Below are 16,756 nucleotides of genomic sequence, written 5' to 3' on the forward strand. Positions count from 1 at the left end.
GTTGTGACCAAATAGCGACGCGGGTGGTTCCTATTTTTGCCGCCTTTCATATATAATGAGACGACAGGCTGCGCTTTGCGTGGTCGAAATGTACAAGCGTTCACGGTATGAGCAGACTTCGTTAAGACGTCGCTATTGATTGAGGGTGGCCGATATTATGAGTTCTGAGCTCTACACAGTGTTTTTCGGCTTCACCGAGCGGCCTTTTACCTTGTCGCCCGACCCAGATTTTCTGTTTTGGTCCAAAAGCCACAAACGCGCTTTCACCGTTTTGGAATATGGGGTCATGACCCGTGCGCCGCTGACTGTCGTTACCGGCGATGTCGGGGCGGGCAAAACCACACTGGTCCAGCAATTGCTGTCGACGCTGGGCCCGGGGACGACCGTGGGCCTGATCTCCAATGCGCAAGGGGGCAAGGGCGATCTGCTGCACTGGGTGTTGTACTCTTTGGGCCTGCCGACGGATCCGCAAGACAACTACATTTCAATGTTCCAGCGGTTTCAGGATTTTGTGATTTCGGAATACGCGGCGAACCGGCATGTGATCCTGGTGATTGACGAGGCGCAGAACCTGACGATCGGGGCGCTTGAGGAACTGCGTATGTTCACCAACATCAATTCCGGCAAGGATGAGCTGTTGCAGATGGTTCTGGTGGGCCAGCCCGAATTACGCGACATGGTCACAAGCCCCGGATTGCGCCAGTTTGCCCAACGGGTATCGGCGACCTGCCATTTGCGCCCGCTCGATGCCAGCGAGACCCGCGACTACATTCGTCACCGGCTACAGCATGTGGGCGGCACCGGAGATGAGATTTCAAGTTTTGCGATTAAGCTCATCTATCAGGAAACCGGTGGTGTACCGCGTCTGGTCAACAAGCTTTGCGACATGGCCTTGGTTTATGCCGCGTCCGTGGAGCGCACATGCGTCGGGATTGACCTGATCCGTGAGTTGTTGGCTGACGGGCTGTTCATAAAGACCAAAGAAATAGAGCCGCGCGAGGTGTATGTCTTGCACAACCAGATTAGCTCAGGCGGAAAAATAGCAGAATGATTTCGGATTTTAAATTTTACTTGAAGCTTCTGTCGCGGCGGTTGCCGGTGATGGTGCTGCTGTTTTTGATGGTGGCGATTGCAGGGGCCGTAATCGCATTCCGACTGCCGACCTTATACCAAACGAAGGCCACGCTGCTGGTTGAGTCTGCCCAGATTTCGGATGATCTGGTGCGCTCGACCGTGCAGGTCAACGCGTCCGAGCAGCTAGAGGTGATCCAGCAACGGCTGATGACCCGCGCCAACCTGATCGACATCGCCAATCAGGTAAATGTCTTTCCAAACGCCGCCGAGTTGAGCCCTGACCAGATTGTCGGGGCGATGCGCGCTGCCACCAAAATCAGGCGCACCTCGGGGCGCGATAAGGCGACATTGATGTCGATCAGCTTCGAAGGGCGGTCCCCTAGAAAGGTCGCCGAGGTGGTCAACCGCTATGTGTCCATCGTGTTGGAGACCAACTCTGCCTTCCGCACCAGAAGCGCCGAAGGCACGCTGTCGTTTTTCGAGCAGGAGGTAAATACCCTGTCGGAGAACCTTGATATTCAAAGCTCCAAGATTGTTTCTTTCAAAGCCGAGAACGCCGAGGCTCTACCGGAAAATCTTGATTACCGCTTGGGACGGCAATCACTTTTGCAAGAACGGCTGTCCCGCGCAGAACGCGATCTGGAGGGGCTGGAGGCACAGCGCGCCACCATCCAGCGTGTCTTCGAGACGACAGGCACGATCGAGGCGCCGCGGTTCGCCAAGCTGACGCCAGCGCAAGAGCAACTGCGCAACCTTGAAGGGCAGCTGCGCGTGGCGCTGAGCGTCTACTCGGAGAACAATCCGAAGATCAAAAATCTGCGGGCTCAGATAACGGCGCTCACCGCCGAGGTCGCCGCGCAGGTGCCGCAAGCTGGCGACGGCACGTCATCAGAAAACCCGCAGGTCACGGCGCTTGATCTTAGTCTGGCAGAGCTGGACTCGCGCATTTCGACCTTGCGTCAGGAAATCACGGATACAGATACCGAGCTGAACTCCTTGCAGGATACGATCGACCGCACGCCGGCTAATGGCATCGCACTTGGCGCCATGGAGCGCGATTTGCAAAACATCCAAGCGCTGTATTCCGGTGCGGTAAACCGGCTGGCGCAGGCGCGCATGAGCGAGCGCGTCGAGCTGTCCGGTTCGGGCGAGCGGATCTCGGTGCTGGAAGCGGCCAGTGTGCCAACGCAACCCTCCAGCCCCAACCGCCCCGCCATCGTCGCCATGGGTATCGCCGCGGGGCTGGGTTTGGCAGCGGGCTTGTTTCTTTTGCTAGAGTTTATCAACCAGACCATCCGCCGCCCGGCCGATATCGTCAAAGGGCTTCAGATCACGCCGCTGGCCACGGTGCCACGTATCGAGAGTTTGGCACATCGTCGATGGCGGCGGGTCAATCAGGTTCTCTTGCTGGTGATCATTGTGGTTGGTGTGCCTGCAGCTTTATGGGCGATTGATACATACTACCTGCCGCTGGATCTTCTGTTCGAGAAGATCAAAGACAAGCTTGTCTGATACGATGTTGTCGTCACAAATTTATGATCGAGTAGCGCACTGATATGGAAAAACTGCAAAAAGCCCTCGGGAAAGCGCGAAAACAGCGTGGTGACGTGACCTCGGACGCGTCGGGACGCAAGGCGTCGGACACGTTGAAAGGTGGCGTACTGTTGCCTGTTCCGCCCGTCTGGGATGAGTTGACGCCGTTCGAGCCGAACCTGGACGTCTTGATGCATAATCGCGTCATGACGTTGAATGCGCAGGCCGTGCCGAACCCGTTCGACATTTTGCGCACCAAGGTGTTCTTGTTGATGCGCCAGAACGGCTGGAAGCGCGTGGCGATCACCTCGCCGACAAAATCCTGCGGCAAGACGACAACTGCATGCAATTTGGCCGTCGGCTTTTCGCGGCAACGTGAAAACCGAACCATGCTGTTTGACGTGGATTTACGCAGGCCCGGGGTGGCCAAGGTTTTGGGGCATAAACCACAGCACGGCATCAAGTCACTGCTGACAGGTGATGTGACGCCGCAAGAACAGATGCTGCGATTGCGTACGAATGTGGCGTTGTCGATGGCGCATAATCCGGTTTCCGACCCGACACAGTTGCTGTTGGCGCAGCAGACCTCTGAGGTGCTCGACGACATTCAGACGGAGTTCACTCCGGATATTATGATCTTTGACTTGCCGCCGATGCTGGTGACCGATGATGCGCGGGCTTTCCTGAAAAATGTTGATTGCGCGCTGATCGTCGCGCGGGCCGAGCAGACCCGCATGAGCGAGCTCGATATCTGCGAGCGAGAAGTCGGCGAGCACACCAATGTCTTGGGCGTGGTGCTGAACAATTGTCGCCATGTAGCAGATGAAGAGCAATATTATGGCGAATATAGCTAAGCCGCTCAGCTGGAGGCAGTAAGGAAATGTTGGTAATTATTAACATAACCTTGATTACAGGGAAGCTTTAGTGCTTCCGGCGCGCGGTATCTTCAACCGCGCCTCTTTCTATAAAACAGTAACTTACCTGCCGGACCGGATTGAAGTAGACATACGATGATAATAAATCGCGATAAGAATTTTGGATTTGTCCATATTGCGAAATGCGCAGGGTCAACAATTCGCCAACAATTGCGTGAGCAAGATGATGCGGCAGGCAAATTCTATCACTCCATAGACCACCCCCAACTCGGCTGGATTAACGGCAACCATGTGCCGTTAGACGTGTTGGCGCGCTATTTTCCAGAAGATTTCGAGGCGCTGCGCGCGGTGGTATCCTATACGATCGTGCGCGATCCCGTGGACCGCTTTGTTTCCGGCATGTCGCAATATATCCGAGATCAGGGTCAGGAGCCGAGTGAGTTAACCCCGGCGCAGATCGCAGCGCATGCCGAAGATGTCATTGCGTATATGCAAGGGCTCGAAGGGCTGCCCGACCGCTCCCATATTCTGTTTGCACGGCAAGAAGATTATGTCTTTCTCGAAGGCGCGCGCGTGATCACCCATGTCTATGCGATGGACCATGTTGATGCGCTGTTTGAGGTGTTGGAACGCCGGCATGGGCTGACCCTGATCCGAGACAAGGTCTGGAATCCGACCGTGACCTATCGCTACCCTGCTTTGACAAAGACTTTAAAGTGGCTGAAGGGCGTTGGCCAAAAGCATCTTTCGATGAAAGCCTATGTGACGCTACGCGAAATCGCGTTTCGAGCGTTCACGCAAAGCGGTGCTCCAAAACTTAATGAAACTCTCATGTCCTCGGAAGCCGTGATGTCATTTGTTGCTGAGTATTATCCTGCCGATAATGCGCTTTATCATGAGGCAAAGACCGCAGCAGAATTCGACAAAAGCGCCTGAATGCGTCTTGGGTCGCGATCCATGGCCAAAGCCCGCAGGGCCAGGCAAAATCTGCGCCAGCTCAAATCTCTTTGTAGGCAGATGTTATCATGTTAGCCCAGAATCCATGAGCTTACATATTCGCGTCGTTACCCCGATCATTCCTACCGGTTTAACTCAGGCTTCAGATTTTGAAGGGATCTTGGGGCCCGAAGACCGCCTGAGTTATGTTGAAATCGGCAAGGGCGCAGCCTCTATTGAAACCGAGCTTGATGAGATACTTTCCGCGCCCGATACCGTCGCGAAGATTATTGAAGCTGAGGCCGAAGGCGTTGACGCTGTCGTTATCGATTGTATGGGCGACCCCGGTTTGCGACCCGCGCGTGAATGTGTCGAAATTCCCGTTCTTGGACCATGCGAGACGACAATGAACCTCGCGTGCATTTTGGGGCATCGTTACAGTGTCTTGGCGGTTGCTGCGAATATGCGCGTCCGATTTGAGAACCAAGCCCGCATTTATGGCGCCTGGGACAAATACGCGTCCACCCGCTCTGTCGATGTCCCGGTCCTTGAATTGGATTGCGAAAGCGATTTGCTAAAGGAAAAGCTATTCGAGCAGGCCATTCTGGCTTTGGAAAATGACGGGGCTGACACGCTTATAATCGGCTGTACCGGCATGGTGGGCCTTGCACAATCGCTTCAGGAAAAATTGCGCGATGCGGGGTGGTTTGTGCCAGTGATCGACCCGATTCCGATCACTGTCAAAATTGCAAAAGCCTTGGTGGAAACCGGTATTAGTCATTCAAAAGCTGCCTACCCGAACCCGGAAAAGAAGCTGAAAAGCGGTCGCGGATATCCTGAGTTTGAAAGCTTTTTGAAGTAGTAAAACGCCGACGGGGTATGAGGTTTACCGGTAGAGCCTTATGCGCGAAGTCCTGCTCTCTACAAGCGGCGTTACCTTGACTAGAAACCAAAGATAGCGGACCATGTGCTATTATCGTACGTTTATTGTGTTTTTCGAAATTCGAAAGGTGTTTTCTTGCCATGGTAAACCACGAATTCGCGCAAACAGCTTTTTCTACCGAAACGTCAATTGAACATAGTGCGCCTGCCAAAGCACGTCATGTATAGCGGTCGAATGATAAATTCGCTTGCCGATGACGCGGCGGATGTATCTTCGCGAACCGGGCTCAATGTCAGTGAGTTGGTCCCCGCCCAGGAAAGCATGCTGCCCGGAATTGGTGGTGTTCTAACGAACCGCGCCGGCGATTTTGATTTGGAGGGGCGTGACGCATGGATTTTTATCAGCATCAAGAACAGAGGCTTCAACCGGCCCTATATTGATAGGTTTATCGACCTGTGCGACGGCTTCGGGCTCAATGGTCATGTGTGTCCGGTCGACGATCCGTATCGCTACAATAGCATGGCGGAATTCAAGAGCGATGATTTGCCAGAGGCAGAGGCCGCAAAAATCGAACGTCTGTCTACCGATATAACGCGCATGGTGCAGAAAGCCATTAACGGCAAGCGAACCGAGCGTGTGGATATCGTGAAGTGGCGCGACATCGAAGAGAACACACCGAAGACCTACCGCGAGGAACTCAGCGCAGCCTTCCATGGCAGGACACGTATTCGAGACATCCTGTATGACCATATCAGCTCGGTGAAACAGTTGGACTCGGAGAGATGTTTCGAGCGCTATGCCGAATTCTTTTTGTGCGAAGTGCCGGTCTTGATTCATGCCTATTACAGCAATGGCCCGACGATGGATATTTATCCCGGCCCGCAACCCAAGTTCTTTTGGCAAATCGAGATGGGCCTTTTTGAACAGGAACTGCCAAAACTCACCGCCCTAACCAAAGCCGGACGTTCCATGCTTTATCTGGATACGCACGACCGTTCAGGGGGCGGAAAAAAATGACTCATATCGACGGCCGCCCTGATGGGGCGTCTGAAATATCCGCAGAAGAAATTCTTGCGAGTCATTTCAGTTTGATTTCTCAGCCCGGGACGATTGACTGTGTTAATATCGCTGGCGCTGACGGCTGGACATCGCCGCATCCACATCCGGTACTCAGCTTGATGCGCTGGACGACAGACGACGAAGCTATTGCGACCGCAGCACTTGACGAAGTGTTGGAGCGATGCGGCGAAATGGGTCACGGGTTTGACTGGATGACCGGGCCGAGTTGCGCCAAGAGCGGGCTGCTATCCCTCTTGGAAAGCCGTGGTTTCGTCGGCCCGCCTCTGGAGGTTACAGCGATGGTAAGGGCCATCGCACCGGGCGAGCCGCTGGATCAAGAGGCTGGTATCCGCATTCGGAAGGTTTCTGATCATACCGATGACCGTGTTTGGCGGCTTATGGCAAAAGGGTTCGACGTCCCCGACGAGGTCGGGACAATATTTCATAACGCCTATATGACGTCTTCCCCGCTTCAAAACTCGGACGTCTATGTCGCAATGGTTGATGATGACGATACGCCGGTGGGCGTTGGGTATTTATCCTATATTGGGACGGGCCCTACGGTCTTGCTCAGAGTATCTTGCACCGAAGAAGGGCATCGAGGGCGCGGCATCTACCGTGCACTTGTGAAACGGCGGCTGCACGATGCGGCGCAGCAGGGCCGAACGCACGCCTTTGTACATGCTTATTCTGAAGCCTCAATGCGGGGTCTGAGCGGCCTTGGCTTCACTGATGTCGGTACCCTTCTGCTTCATCGATGGCGGCCATGACGACCGCCGAAACGCAAGTTTCGACGGCCAAGATCGCACCTGTCTATCTTCACGAACTGATCACACCGGCGCTTAAAGCGAATCCGGATCACTGCGCTTTTCGGTTTCGTGGTGCGGAGCTGACCTGCGCAGATCTGCTCAAAGCAGCACGCCATGCAGCAACGAGGCTGAGCCGGCTCGGCCTTGTTGCAGGGGAGCCTGTGGCCGTCGAGATCGAGCATTCTTTTGAGCTCGTCATCGGAATGTGCGGCGTCGTGATGTCAGGAGGGTGCGTGGTCCCAATTGATCCTACGGCATCGGAGGAGCGCCGCCGTGCCATTCTCGCTGATATCAATCCGCGACTTGTCATGACGAGATCGCAACAGAAATCCGCCTCCTGCCCCCCCGGCTCCTCGGCTTCAATTGATATCGTGGATAACGGGCCCGGACAGGTGGTCCCCGCAGATCCCGATTTGGCCTTTGTCGTCTATACGTCAGGGTCCGGTGGCGGCCCCAAAGGGGTCGAGATTACGCACGCCAATTACACTGGGAGATTGCAGAAGATCATCGAAGCAAGCCCCTCAGGCGCTGGAACCGTGGATCTCGCATGGACCCCCTCAAGCTTCATCGGAATGCTTGATGAAATATTCTACCCTCTGCTTATGGGTTTTCGTGCTGTTATCGCTGATCCGAACGGTCGTACCGAACCTCGCGACCTTGCTAACCTTATTGCCCGTGAAGGAATTACGACTTTCAGGATCACACCAAGTCTTCTCGACGTTTTCCTGCGATCGGGTGTCGCGGACCGGCTTGGCGGTGTGCGACGTATCTTTTGCAGCGGCGAGACGCTGTCCGCGGATCTGCAAAAGAGGGCGCATGATTTGCTCAACGCCGACATTGTCGGCTTTTATGGAGCCACAGAGGCCCCCGGTGTCGCGTTTCACGCCTATGATCGAAATGCGCCGCCACTTGAGACGAGTATATGCATGCCGCAAGTGTTTGCGGCCATCTGCGTCACAGGCGCTGACGGCCGGGATGTCGACGTGGGAGAGACAGGCGAGATCTGGATCGGAGGTTGCGCAGTTGCGCGGGGATATCGAGGCAAACCGGACCTGTCCGCTGAAAAGTTCGTTCAACGGGATGGCGCGCAATGGTATCGCACCGGAGATTTGGGGCGGCGTTTGGACGGTGGGCGCATAGAAGTCTTGGGCCGCTTAGATTTAAGTGAAGTCAAAATCCATGGGGTGCGCGTCAGCCTGCCTGAAATAAGAGAGGCGCTTGGCAGTTTGCCTTTGGTCGCGGATGCATGGGTCAGCGTTGTCACGACCGCACAGGGGGGCGACCCGATACTTGTCGCGCACTATGTTGCTACGGATGGGGTCGATGCTGCACCAAGAGGCCTGAAGTCGGAGTTATCCTCGCTGTTGCCGTCTGCTGCTGTGCCGCGTGCGCTGATTGAGCGAGATCATTTTCCGCTCACCGCGAACGGCAAGCTGGACATCCAGAAACTGGCGCAGGAGGCATCTGCTTTTCTTGCATCTGCATCGAAAACCGAAATCACGGGGGATCTGCCGGAACCCGGTAAGATGTCGTCGGAGATTGAAGCCCTTCTCCCTGTCGTGATTGATGTGGCCGAGGAAATTTTAAACGTCGAAGGGCTTTCTGGCAGGGACAATTTTTTTGCCGCTGGAGGGAATTCCCTTCTTGCCGTGCATTGCTCTTTGGCGTTGAGCGAGAGGCTTGGTGTGGACATCATGACCACGCTTATTTTCAACACCGAAACATTGTTGGATATTGCTGAGGCGATTGCCTCGGGGCGTGGTCACGCGGCTGCATCGCTTAGGCTTTTGCGCAACGGAGATGGTGAAGAGCCGCCACTCTTTACTGTGAATGCGACCGGAAATTACAGCGTATTGGCGGCCCAGCTGGGTGGGACATATCCAGTCTACAATCTGAATATATTCGGCCTGACGAATGATCTGATCGAGACCCTCGACACTGTGGCCCTCGAGGATTTGGCTGTTCGACTGGCAGAGCAGATATATGACGCCCACCCAACCGGTCCCTATAGGTTGCTCGCGTATTGTCAGGACGGCTGCCTCGCGATTGAGACCGCGCGCGTTCTGCAACAACGGCACGGGGCTATATGCAGCCTTCTCCTTATTGATACGTTCTTCATGGAGCATAGGACGAACCCAAAGATGTTGTTGATGAGGGCGGTCGATCTGGGGGCGTCCTATTATTTCAAGAAGCTCAAAGGGATGCTGCGAAAGCAGAAGGCGCAGGATAGTTTCGCCGACATTGACCCCGAACGACGTGCCGCACTCATGGGCAAGTCGCAAAATGATCAGAGGCTTTATCGTCGCTACACCGAGCTTTTTACGGCCTATCGCCCGTCTGTTTTTGAAGGTCAGGTCGCCCTGTTCGTGTCTCAGGAATGGCGGCGCGCCAACCTGTCTTGTGTGCAGGAGATGGCACAGAACGGCCTTACGGTGGCATATGTCCCGGGACTACATAACACACTCTTTACTCAGGAAGATGTTCCCAACCTAGCTGCCGCAATAGACGCAGAATTGCCAAGGTTGCAGGGTCGTCGCACGTGTTGATTTGCTGGCGCGGGATGGGGTGAGAATCACCTTAAAAGGGAAAAATATCGAAGCCGTAACAATAGGCTAATCCTCGCCGGATATTGTTTCCAATCAGGGAACAGTGCCTCTTTTTGGGGGGTAAGCAGCTGAACTTGTTCAGAGCAATTTGGCCGCGTGTACGCTTTAATCGTTTTAGATTCAGTGGTTTGCTGTTATATTTTGTAAATTCCAGAAATTGGCAAAAATAAGGAGAATATGCGGAATTTATGCTGCCATGACGTTAAGGATATGTTAAGATTATAGGTGAATTAGGTGTTTTAAGTGATTTTTTGCACCTTCTTGTATGTTTATTTGAGGGCGTAACCAATGAAAAACTTTCTGAAACTGACTACTACTGCCGCTGTGCTGACTGTGGCTGGGTCGCTATCAGCTTCCGCCGCATTGATTGACTTTAGTGCAACCGGGACCGGCTTTTCCGGCTCGCTTGGTTCAAACAACTGGACATTGACCGGTTTTCCAGTCGCTCCGAATACGGACGAAACTGGCAGAGGCCCGGTGGGTGTTATTGCCGGTGACAACGACGGTGTCGGCATCGACAACGACGAAGTGACCGCTCCTTCCGAATATTTGACCCTGACATTTGATCGCAATGTTCGTCTGGTTGGATCCTACTTCCTTGACCTGTTCATCGCACGTACTGGGTTGTCCCATGAAGTTGCGAACATCACCGTTGGCGCTGTGCCAGGTGCTGTTGCTGCATTTAAAGATGCCGACGATGTCTTCCCAACCCAAGGCGGCTATGCCGAGTTGGAAAACCTGAGCCTTGTTGGAACTCAGTTTACCTTCTTCGCAAGCCTGACCAATGACGACATCGGCAAAGCCGACTTCGCTTTGGCTGCGGTTGAAGTTGCTCCGGTTCCACTGCCAGCAGGCTTCTTGCTTCTGGGCACGGCACTGGGTGGTCTGGGCGTCGCACGTCGCCGCAAGCAGCGCAAAGCTGCTTAAGCCAGACTGTTTAGCTAATTTGAAAGAGCCGGCCTTTCTGGGTCGGCTCTTTTCTTTTGTGTGAGATGCTGCGGGTGTTCTATATCGGGGTGATCCTCTGGACCCGGGCCGGTGGCCTGAAAAATAAGAAGCCTTAAGCGGGACGCAGTTTTCCATGCTATTTACCGAGCTGAGATTTTGGGCCTTCTTTGCAATTGTCTCATGGCTCTATGTGGTGCTGCCGCATCGTTGGCAGAACCGGATGCTTCTGGTGGCCAGCTACGTCTTTTACGGCGCGTGGGACTGGCGTTTTCTTGGCCTGATCGTGTTTTCTACCGTGGTGGATTATCTGATCGGGATTCGGCTGGGGGCCGAGGACGACACCCGACGCCGGAAGATCCTGGTCAGCACATCACTGGCCGTTAATCTTGGGCTGTTGGGCGTTTTCAAATATTTTGGCTTCTTTGCCGACAGTTTTCAGGCGCTGCTGGCGATGGCGGGGCTGGAGGCCGGGCCAATCACCTTGTCCATTGTGCTGCCGGTGGGCATCTCGTTCTACACCTTCCAGACCCTAAGCTACACGATCGATATCTATCGCCGCGACCTGAAGCCCACCCGTGACTTTCTGGATTTTGCGCTGTTCGTGGCCTTTTTCCCGCAGCTGGTGGCCGGCCCCATCGAGCGCGCCCGCAACCTTTTGCCCAATATAGCCCTCCCCCGCACCCTAAGCTGGGATGCGGTTGGCCGCGGTGCGGTTCTGTGCTTGCTGGGATTGATCAAAAAGGTGGTTATCGCGGATGCCATCGCACCATCGGTGAATGCGGTCTATGCCAACCCTAGCCCGTCGGGGCTGGATATTGCCTTTGCTACTTGGCTCTTTGCGATCCAGATTTATTGCGACTTTTCCGGCTACACCGACATCGCACGCGGAGTAGCCAAGATGTTGGGATTCCGGTTGATGCGCAATTTTGCCCAACCCTATTTCGCGGCCGATCCGCAAGAATTCTGGCGGCGGTGGCATATCAGCCTGTCCACATGGTTGCGTGACTACCTCTATATCTCGCTAGGGGGCAACCGCGGCGGACGTTGGTTTACCTACCGCAACCTGATGGCCACGATGGTGCTTGGCGGCCTGTGGCACGGCGCGGCATGGAACTTTGTGCTATGGGGGCTTTATCAAGGTGGCCTCTTGTCGGCGCACCGCGCATTTGCAGGGCGTCATGACAGGGTGGGTGAGGGTCAACGCCGTAGTTTGGGCAGCTGGCTGTGGCGGTTGCTGGCGGTTGGCGCGTTTTTTCAGGTGGTCTGCTATGGCTGGCTTTTGTTCCGGGCGCAGTCTTTTGCGCAGATTGTAGAGTTCACTTCCCGGCTTTTGGGCGGCGGCGACCGGGCGTATCTTTCCATGTCGATGCCTTCGGTCCCCTTCGCGGCACTTTTAGGGCTGGTGTTCTTAACGATGTGGGATCTTCTCGTGGAAATGACGGGAGATGTGCAATTCTACCGGAATTGCTATCTGCCCCTGCGAGCGGCCTTATATGCCGGTATGATTTACCTTCTGGCGTTCGGCTCCACTTCGGCCAGTTCGGCCTTCATCTATTTTCAGTTCTAGGAGGCAGGCATGAAACGACAACTTGGTGTGCTTGGCTTAACCTTGATGATGCTCGTCGTCCTTGATCTGGCTGTGGCCGGAATCCTTCATCTTGCCGAGACGCGCGGTGCGGTGACTTCGTTGGTGAGGTTCTTTGAATATGGGCGCAGTGTTCCGGGAAAGCTGGATCGCTGGATCGAGAATCCGGGCTTGAAAGACAGCCTGTTCAAAGTCGCGTGGCTTCCGGCGGAGATGGACAAATCCGCCCAGAGATTTCGGGACGAAGATGCCGGCGCTGGCCCGGTTTTGCGGTCTTACGGCATGTCGTTTTCAGGCCGGATTTTGAACGGCGCCAAGAAGGCTGACCCAGAGCTGAGCTTTGATTTGCATGGTGGCCCGGCGGCGCCTCCCAATTTGGTCTATGAAGCGTTCTTGCGCGACCAGCCAAACCGGCGGTCGGGTGATATTGCCATTCTGGGGCTCTTGTCTTCGTCGGTGTCAGCGATGTCCGCGATGAGCAACCGGACCTGGAATTTTGAGCAGCCAGCGCCTTTGACCTACCCTGTCTTTCATCTTGATGATGCCAATACCGTTGAGGGAGGTTTGCGTGCAGTTCACCCTTTGGTTGAAAGCATGGCAGACGAACTGGCGCTCCGAGAAGATCCGCAAGCGGCACAGGACTGGGCGGCACAGCTTGAAGCGGAAGATGCGTTATACGTCAAAGCCGCATTTTATTGGCCCGGTCTGGATGCCTCCCCGTTTGTCAGGTTAGTGCGACGCGCCCTTGCGATCAGCACCATTCAAGACAGGAAGCGGGAGCTGATCCAAAATACGCAAGACTATGATTACCCCGAGGTGCTGCGCCGCATGATTGGGCAATTTGCCCGATCAGCGCGCGCGGACGGGCTGATCCCTGTTGTGTTTCTTATCCAGTCCCGACAGCAAGGCGATCCGGACCTGTTGGCGATTGCCCGCCCCGTTCTCGACGCGGATGACATCGTCTATTTCGCAACGACAGAACATTTCGACCCACAGGATTCCAGCGGTTTTCAACCGGATGGCCATTATACGAGGACTGTTGACGCCATGTTCGGGGAGGCGCTGATCGGCACGTTTGAGCGCGCGGGTATTCGCTATCGAAAGTGACAGCTATCAAACTGGTGCGGGCCTGATGAGTGGGCTATGGCCGCGGTATCTTGAAGGACGGACATTGTGAAAAACAGGCTGCGTTCAACATTTTCAGGCGATTCAGTCGGTAAGCGCGCCTTGCGCGGCAGTGCCTTGACGGTGGTCGGTTTCGGGGGCAGCAAAGTGCTGCGGCTTGCGTCGAACCTGCTGCTGACCCGATTGCTGTTTCCCGAAGCCTTTGGCCTGATGGCCTTGGTGCAGGTGTTCATGGCTGGTTTGGCGATGTTTTCCGATATCGGCATCAAGACGTCGATCATCCAGAACCCTCGTGGTGACGAGCCCGAGTTTTTGAATACCGCATGGACGATGCAAATTGCCCGAGGCGTGTTCTTGTGGCTGGCGGCCTGTGCGTTGGCCCTGCCGGCGGCGAGCCTTTATGACGAGCCGATGCTGAGCCAGCTTTTACCTGTGGCGGGATTGAGCGCATTAATTGCAGGGTTCAGGACAACAAAGATTGCCACGGCAAACCGGCATCTGATGTTAGGACGCCAGACCGTTATAGACCTGGGCGCACAAGTGGTCGGGATCATCATCACCGTGTCGCTGGCTTACATGCTCAGATCCGTTTGGGCGCTGGTGATTGGCGGCCTGATCTCCGAGGTGCTGCGGGTTGTGCTGTTCCACCTGATTTTGCCGGGTATTCGCAATCGATTATATTGGGAGCGAGAGACTGCGTCCGGCTTGATCCGGTTTGGTAAATACATCTTCCTTGGCACGGTTGCAGGCTTTGCTATCAACCAAGGGGACCGCGCGGTTTTGGGCGGCTACGTCTCTTTGAGCGAGCTTGGCGTCTACAGCATCGGGATGCTTTTGGGCACAATGCCGTTGATGTTGGGCATGGCCCTGAACGGCAAGATTGTTCTGCCGCTTTACCGAATGAAGCCGCCCGCCGAGAGTATGAGCAACCGCAGGCAGATTTCACGGGCACGCCGCCTTCTGGTCACGGCAACGTTCATTTTGAACATTCCGTTGGCTTATGCGGGCATAGCGTTGATCGAGACGCTATATGATCCCCGCTATGTTCTGGCAGGACCGATTGTCGTGTTGGTCAGCCTCGCGGCCGTGCCGCAACTGGTCTTCAACGGCTATGGGGGGGCGCTGCTCGCGAATGGCGATTCAAAGCGCCACTTTATTTTGCTGTCCTGCACCGCTGCGGCGCAGCTGATCTATCTGTTTGTTGGCGTGAACTGGTATGGTCTATTCGGTGCAATTCTGGCGCCGGGTCTGGCGGCCTTGACCACCTACCCGATGCGCATTGTTTTTGTGGCCCGCTACAAGGCCAATGATCATTGGAGCGATCTGAGATTTTTGGCTCTGGGGCTTGGGCTAACGGGCTTTGCGTGTTGGCTGCACCTGGATGACATCATGGCGTTGATCCCATGAGATACAGACCAGAGATCGACGGGCTGCGCGCAGTTGCTGTGGTTCCGGTCATTTTGTTCCACGCCGGGCTCGGGCTGTTTGCGGGCGGCTTTGTCGGAGTGGATATCTTCTTTGTGATTTCGGGCTACCTGATCACCAGTATTATTTTGGCTGATTTGGCTAGGGGGCAGTTTTCGATCCTGACGTTCTACGAGCGGCGCGCGCGCCGAATTTTGCCCGCATTGTTCACCGTGCTTATATGCTGTCTGCCCTTTGCGTGGATGTGGATGCTCCCCTCGCAGCTGAAAGATTTCGGGCAGGGTCTTGTGGCGGTTTCGGTGTTTGCCTCCAATATTCTGTTCTATCGCCAGAGCGGCTATTTTGAACCTGCAGCAGAGGAAAACCCGCTGCTCCACACATGGTCTCTGGCGGTTGAGGAACAATATTACGTAGTTTTTCCGATTTTGTTGGTGCTGCTGTGGCCATTGAAGGCGCGGCGGGTCGGCCTCATTATCATGGGCCTGGCTGCGATCAGCCTTGTGTTGAGTGACTGGGCTTCGCGTGTGCATCCCAGCGGCAATTTCTACCTTGCCCCGACCCGGGCCTGGGAATTGCTGGCAGGCTCTCTATGTGCCTTTGCGCAGTCATCTTACGGTCAAAAGACACATGAGGGGCTGGCGATCTTGGGGACGGGTCTGATCGGAATTTCTATCTTCGCCTTCGACGAAACGACCCCCTTCCCATCGTTTTACGCGCTGCTCCCTGTCGGCGGCACCGCGTTGATTATCTTGTTTGCGGCCCAAGGTACTCTTGTCGCCAAAGCCTTGTCTCTACGCCCGGTCTTGGGGCTGGGGCTGATCAGTTACTCTGCGTATCTGTGGCACCAACCGCTTTTGGCTTTTGCCCGCATCAAAGCGATTTTCGAGCCACACCCTTGGGTGATTGCGCTGCTGGTTCTAGCCTCCTTCAGCCTTGCCTATCTAAGCTGGCGCTTCGTTGAAGCGCCGTTTCGCAAGAAGCCCGCGCCGCTTTTAGATCGACGGGGTGTCTTTACGGTGTCGGCGCTGGCTTTGTCCGCGCTGATCGGGCTGGGGCTGGCGATCCATGTAAAAGATGGTCTGCCGAGCCGGTCGGTAGCGCTTCTACAAAAACCATTGATTGACCCGGCCCGAGCGCGCGACCGCAGCTATGCCCTGCTGCGCGATACAGGGCAAGAAGAGACGCGTTTGCGTGATTTTCTGGCTCAGGGTTCCGGCGCGCGCGTGCTGATCTTGGGGGACTCCCATTCCAAAGACATCTTCAATGCTTTCGTTCTCAATCAAGACGCCTATCCAGACGCTGTTTTTCTGCGGCGGGATCTATATGTCGGCTGCAAAGTCGCGGCGCGTGCGATCTCTGAGGACGGCAATATCTATCAAACCTGCCCACGCGAGTTTGCCGCGCGCGCGCCTGATATCTTTGCCCGTGCGACCCATGTCATTTTGACAGGGCGTTGGCACAAGATGGAACGCCCCTTGGATATCGTCAGCGCCTATCTGAGCGGTTTGGCGGATATGGGTAAAGCAGTGAGTGTGTTTTCGAATACCGTCGAATATGCACCGGAGGCCCCGAAGTTGCTGCGCAAAGTGGCGCGCGACAGCGGGTTTTCCGGGGCGCAGACATTCCCGTCCAATGTTTCGGGGCAGCTGTTTTATAACAGCGTCGATCCTCAAATCGCCGCTTTTAACGACAGCCTGAAAGCGCTCGTCACCACGTATCCCGAGGTCTCTTACATCGAAAAGTCGGGCTTTATATGCGACTCTGGACTGGAATATTGCGAAAGCGTGACCGACCGGGGGGACGCGATCTATTATGATTACGGGCATTGGACCTTACCGGGTGCCAGATATCTGGGACGCAGGATGTTGGAGCAAGGATTGCAGCCGCGCTTCTAGGGA

General features: G+C 55.2%; 13 protein-coding genes. All 13 read left to right on the plus strand.

All coding sequences use genetic code 11. The features are described from left to right. The first annotated feature begins 157 nt into the window (after positions 1 to 157). The 13 genes from BCF46_RS19090 to BCF46_RS19150 all read left to right on the plus strand — a co-directional run bounded on the left by BCF46_RS19090 (position 158) and on the right by BCF46_RS19150 (position 16,753). Complete coding sequence (locus BCF46_RS19090) at positions 158 to 1,051, plus strand: ExeA family protein (RefSeq protein ID WP_121028276.1); 894 nt, start codon at positions 158 to 160, stop codon at positions 1,049 to 1,051. After that, positions 1,048 to 2,586, plus strand: a complete 1,539-nt coding sequence (locus BCF46_RS19095) for a GumC family protein (RefSeq protein WP_121028278.1) — start codon at positions 1,048 to 1,050, stop codon at positions 2,584 to 2,586. Before BCF46_RS19090 ends, BCF46_RS19095 begins: the two co-directional genes overlap by 4 nt. A 44-nt stretch (positions 2,587 to 2,630) precedes the next feature. Beyond that, the gene (locus tag BCF46_RS19100) at positions 2,631 to 3,461 is read left to right on the plus strand and encodes a tyrosine-protein kinase family protein (protein ID WP_121028280.1); all 831 of its coding nucleotides are present in this window, start codon (positions 2,631 to 2,633) and stop codon (positions 3,459 to 3,461) included. A 156-nt stretch (positions 3,462 to 3,617) separates the two neighbouring features. Next, on the plus strand, positions 3,618 to 4,418 hold the full coding sequence (locus tag BCF46_RS19105) for a sulfotransferase family protein (protein WP_121028282.1): 801 nt from the start codon (positions 3,618 to 3,620) through the stop codon (positions 4,416 to 4,418). 106 nt (positions 4,419 to 4,524) lie between these two features. After that, entirely contained in the window at positions 4,525 to 5,280 is a 756-nt protein-coding gene (locus BCF46_RS19110) for an aspartate/glutamate racemase family protein (protein ID WP_121028284.1), read from the plus strand. Positions 5,281 to 5,499: 219 nt separating this feature from the next. Beyond that, the gene (locus BCF46_RS19115; protein ID WP_147436029.1) at positions 5,500 to 6,318 is read left to right on the plus strand and encodes a hypothetical protein; all 819 of its coding nucleotides are present in this window, start codon (positions 5,500 to 5,502) and stop codon (positions 6,316 to 6,318) included. Then, the gene (locus tag BCF46_RS19120; RefSeq protein WP_121028292.1) at positions 6,315 to 7,130 is read left to right on the plus strand and encodes a GNAT family N-acetyltransferase; all 816 of its coding nucleotides are present in this window, start codon (positions 6,315 to 6,317) and stop codon (positions 7,128 to 7,130) included. Before BCF46_RS19115 ends, BCF46_RS19120 begins: the two co-directional genes overlap by 4 nt. Continuing rightward, positions 7,127 to 9,715, plus strand: coding sequence for an AMP-binding protein (locus tag BCF46_RS19125; RefSeq protein ID WP_170157992.1), 2,589 nt, complete (start codon positions 7,127 to 7,129; stop codon positions 9,713 to 9,715). Before BCF46_RS19120 ends, BCF46_RS19125 begins: the two co-directional genes overlap by 4 nt. Positions 9,716 to 10,063: 348 nt before the next feature. Continuing rightward, positions 10,064 to 10,702, plus strand: a complete 639-nt coding sequence (locus BCF46_RS19130) for a VPLPA-CTERM sorting domain-containing protein (protein ID WP_121028296.1) — start codon at positions 10,064 to 10,066, stop codon at positions 10,700 to 10,702. 154 nt (positions 10,703 to 10,856) lie between these two features. After that, entirely contained in the window at positions 10,857 to 12,290 is a 1,434-nt protein-coding gene (locus BCF46_RS19135; RefSeq protein WP_121028298.1) for an MBOAT family O-acyltransferase, read from the plus strand. 9 nt (positions 12,291 to 12,299) lie between these two features. Next, positions 12,300 to 13,415: a hypothetical protein gene (locus BCF46_RS19140; protein ID WP_121028300.1), complete on the plus strand. Its 1,116-nt coding sequence runs from the start codon at positions 12,300 to 12,302 to the stop codon at positions 13,413 to 13,415. Positions 13,416 to 13,481: 66 nt separating this feature from the next. Then, the gene (locus tag BCF46_RS19145) at positions 13,482 to 14,840 is read left to right on the plus strand and encodes an oligosaccharide flippase family protein (protein ID WP_121028302.1); all 1,359 of its coding nucleotides are present in this window, start codon (positions 13,482 to 13,484) and stop codon (positions 14,838 to 14,840) included. Further along, complete coding sequence (locus tag BCF46_RS19150) at positions 14,837 to 16,753, plus strand: acyltransferase family protein (protein WP_121028304.1); 1,917 nt, start codon at positions 14,837 to 14,839, stop codon at positions 16,751 to 16,753. The genes BCF46_RS19145 and BCF46_RS19150 overlap by 4 nt, the downstream gene beginning before the upstream one ends. Positions 16,754 to 16,756 lie beyond the last annotated feature (3 nt).

It is taken from the genome of Litoreibacter meonggei (assembly GCF_003663885.1).
Classification (GTDB): Bacteria; Pseudomonadota; Alphaproteobacteria; order Rhodobacterales; family Rhodobacteraceae; genus Litoreibacter; species Litoreibacter meonggei.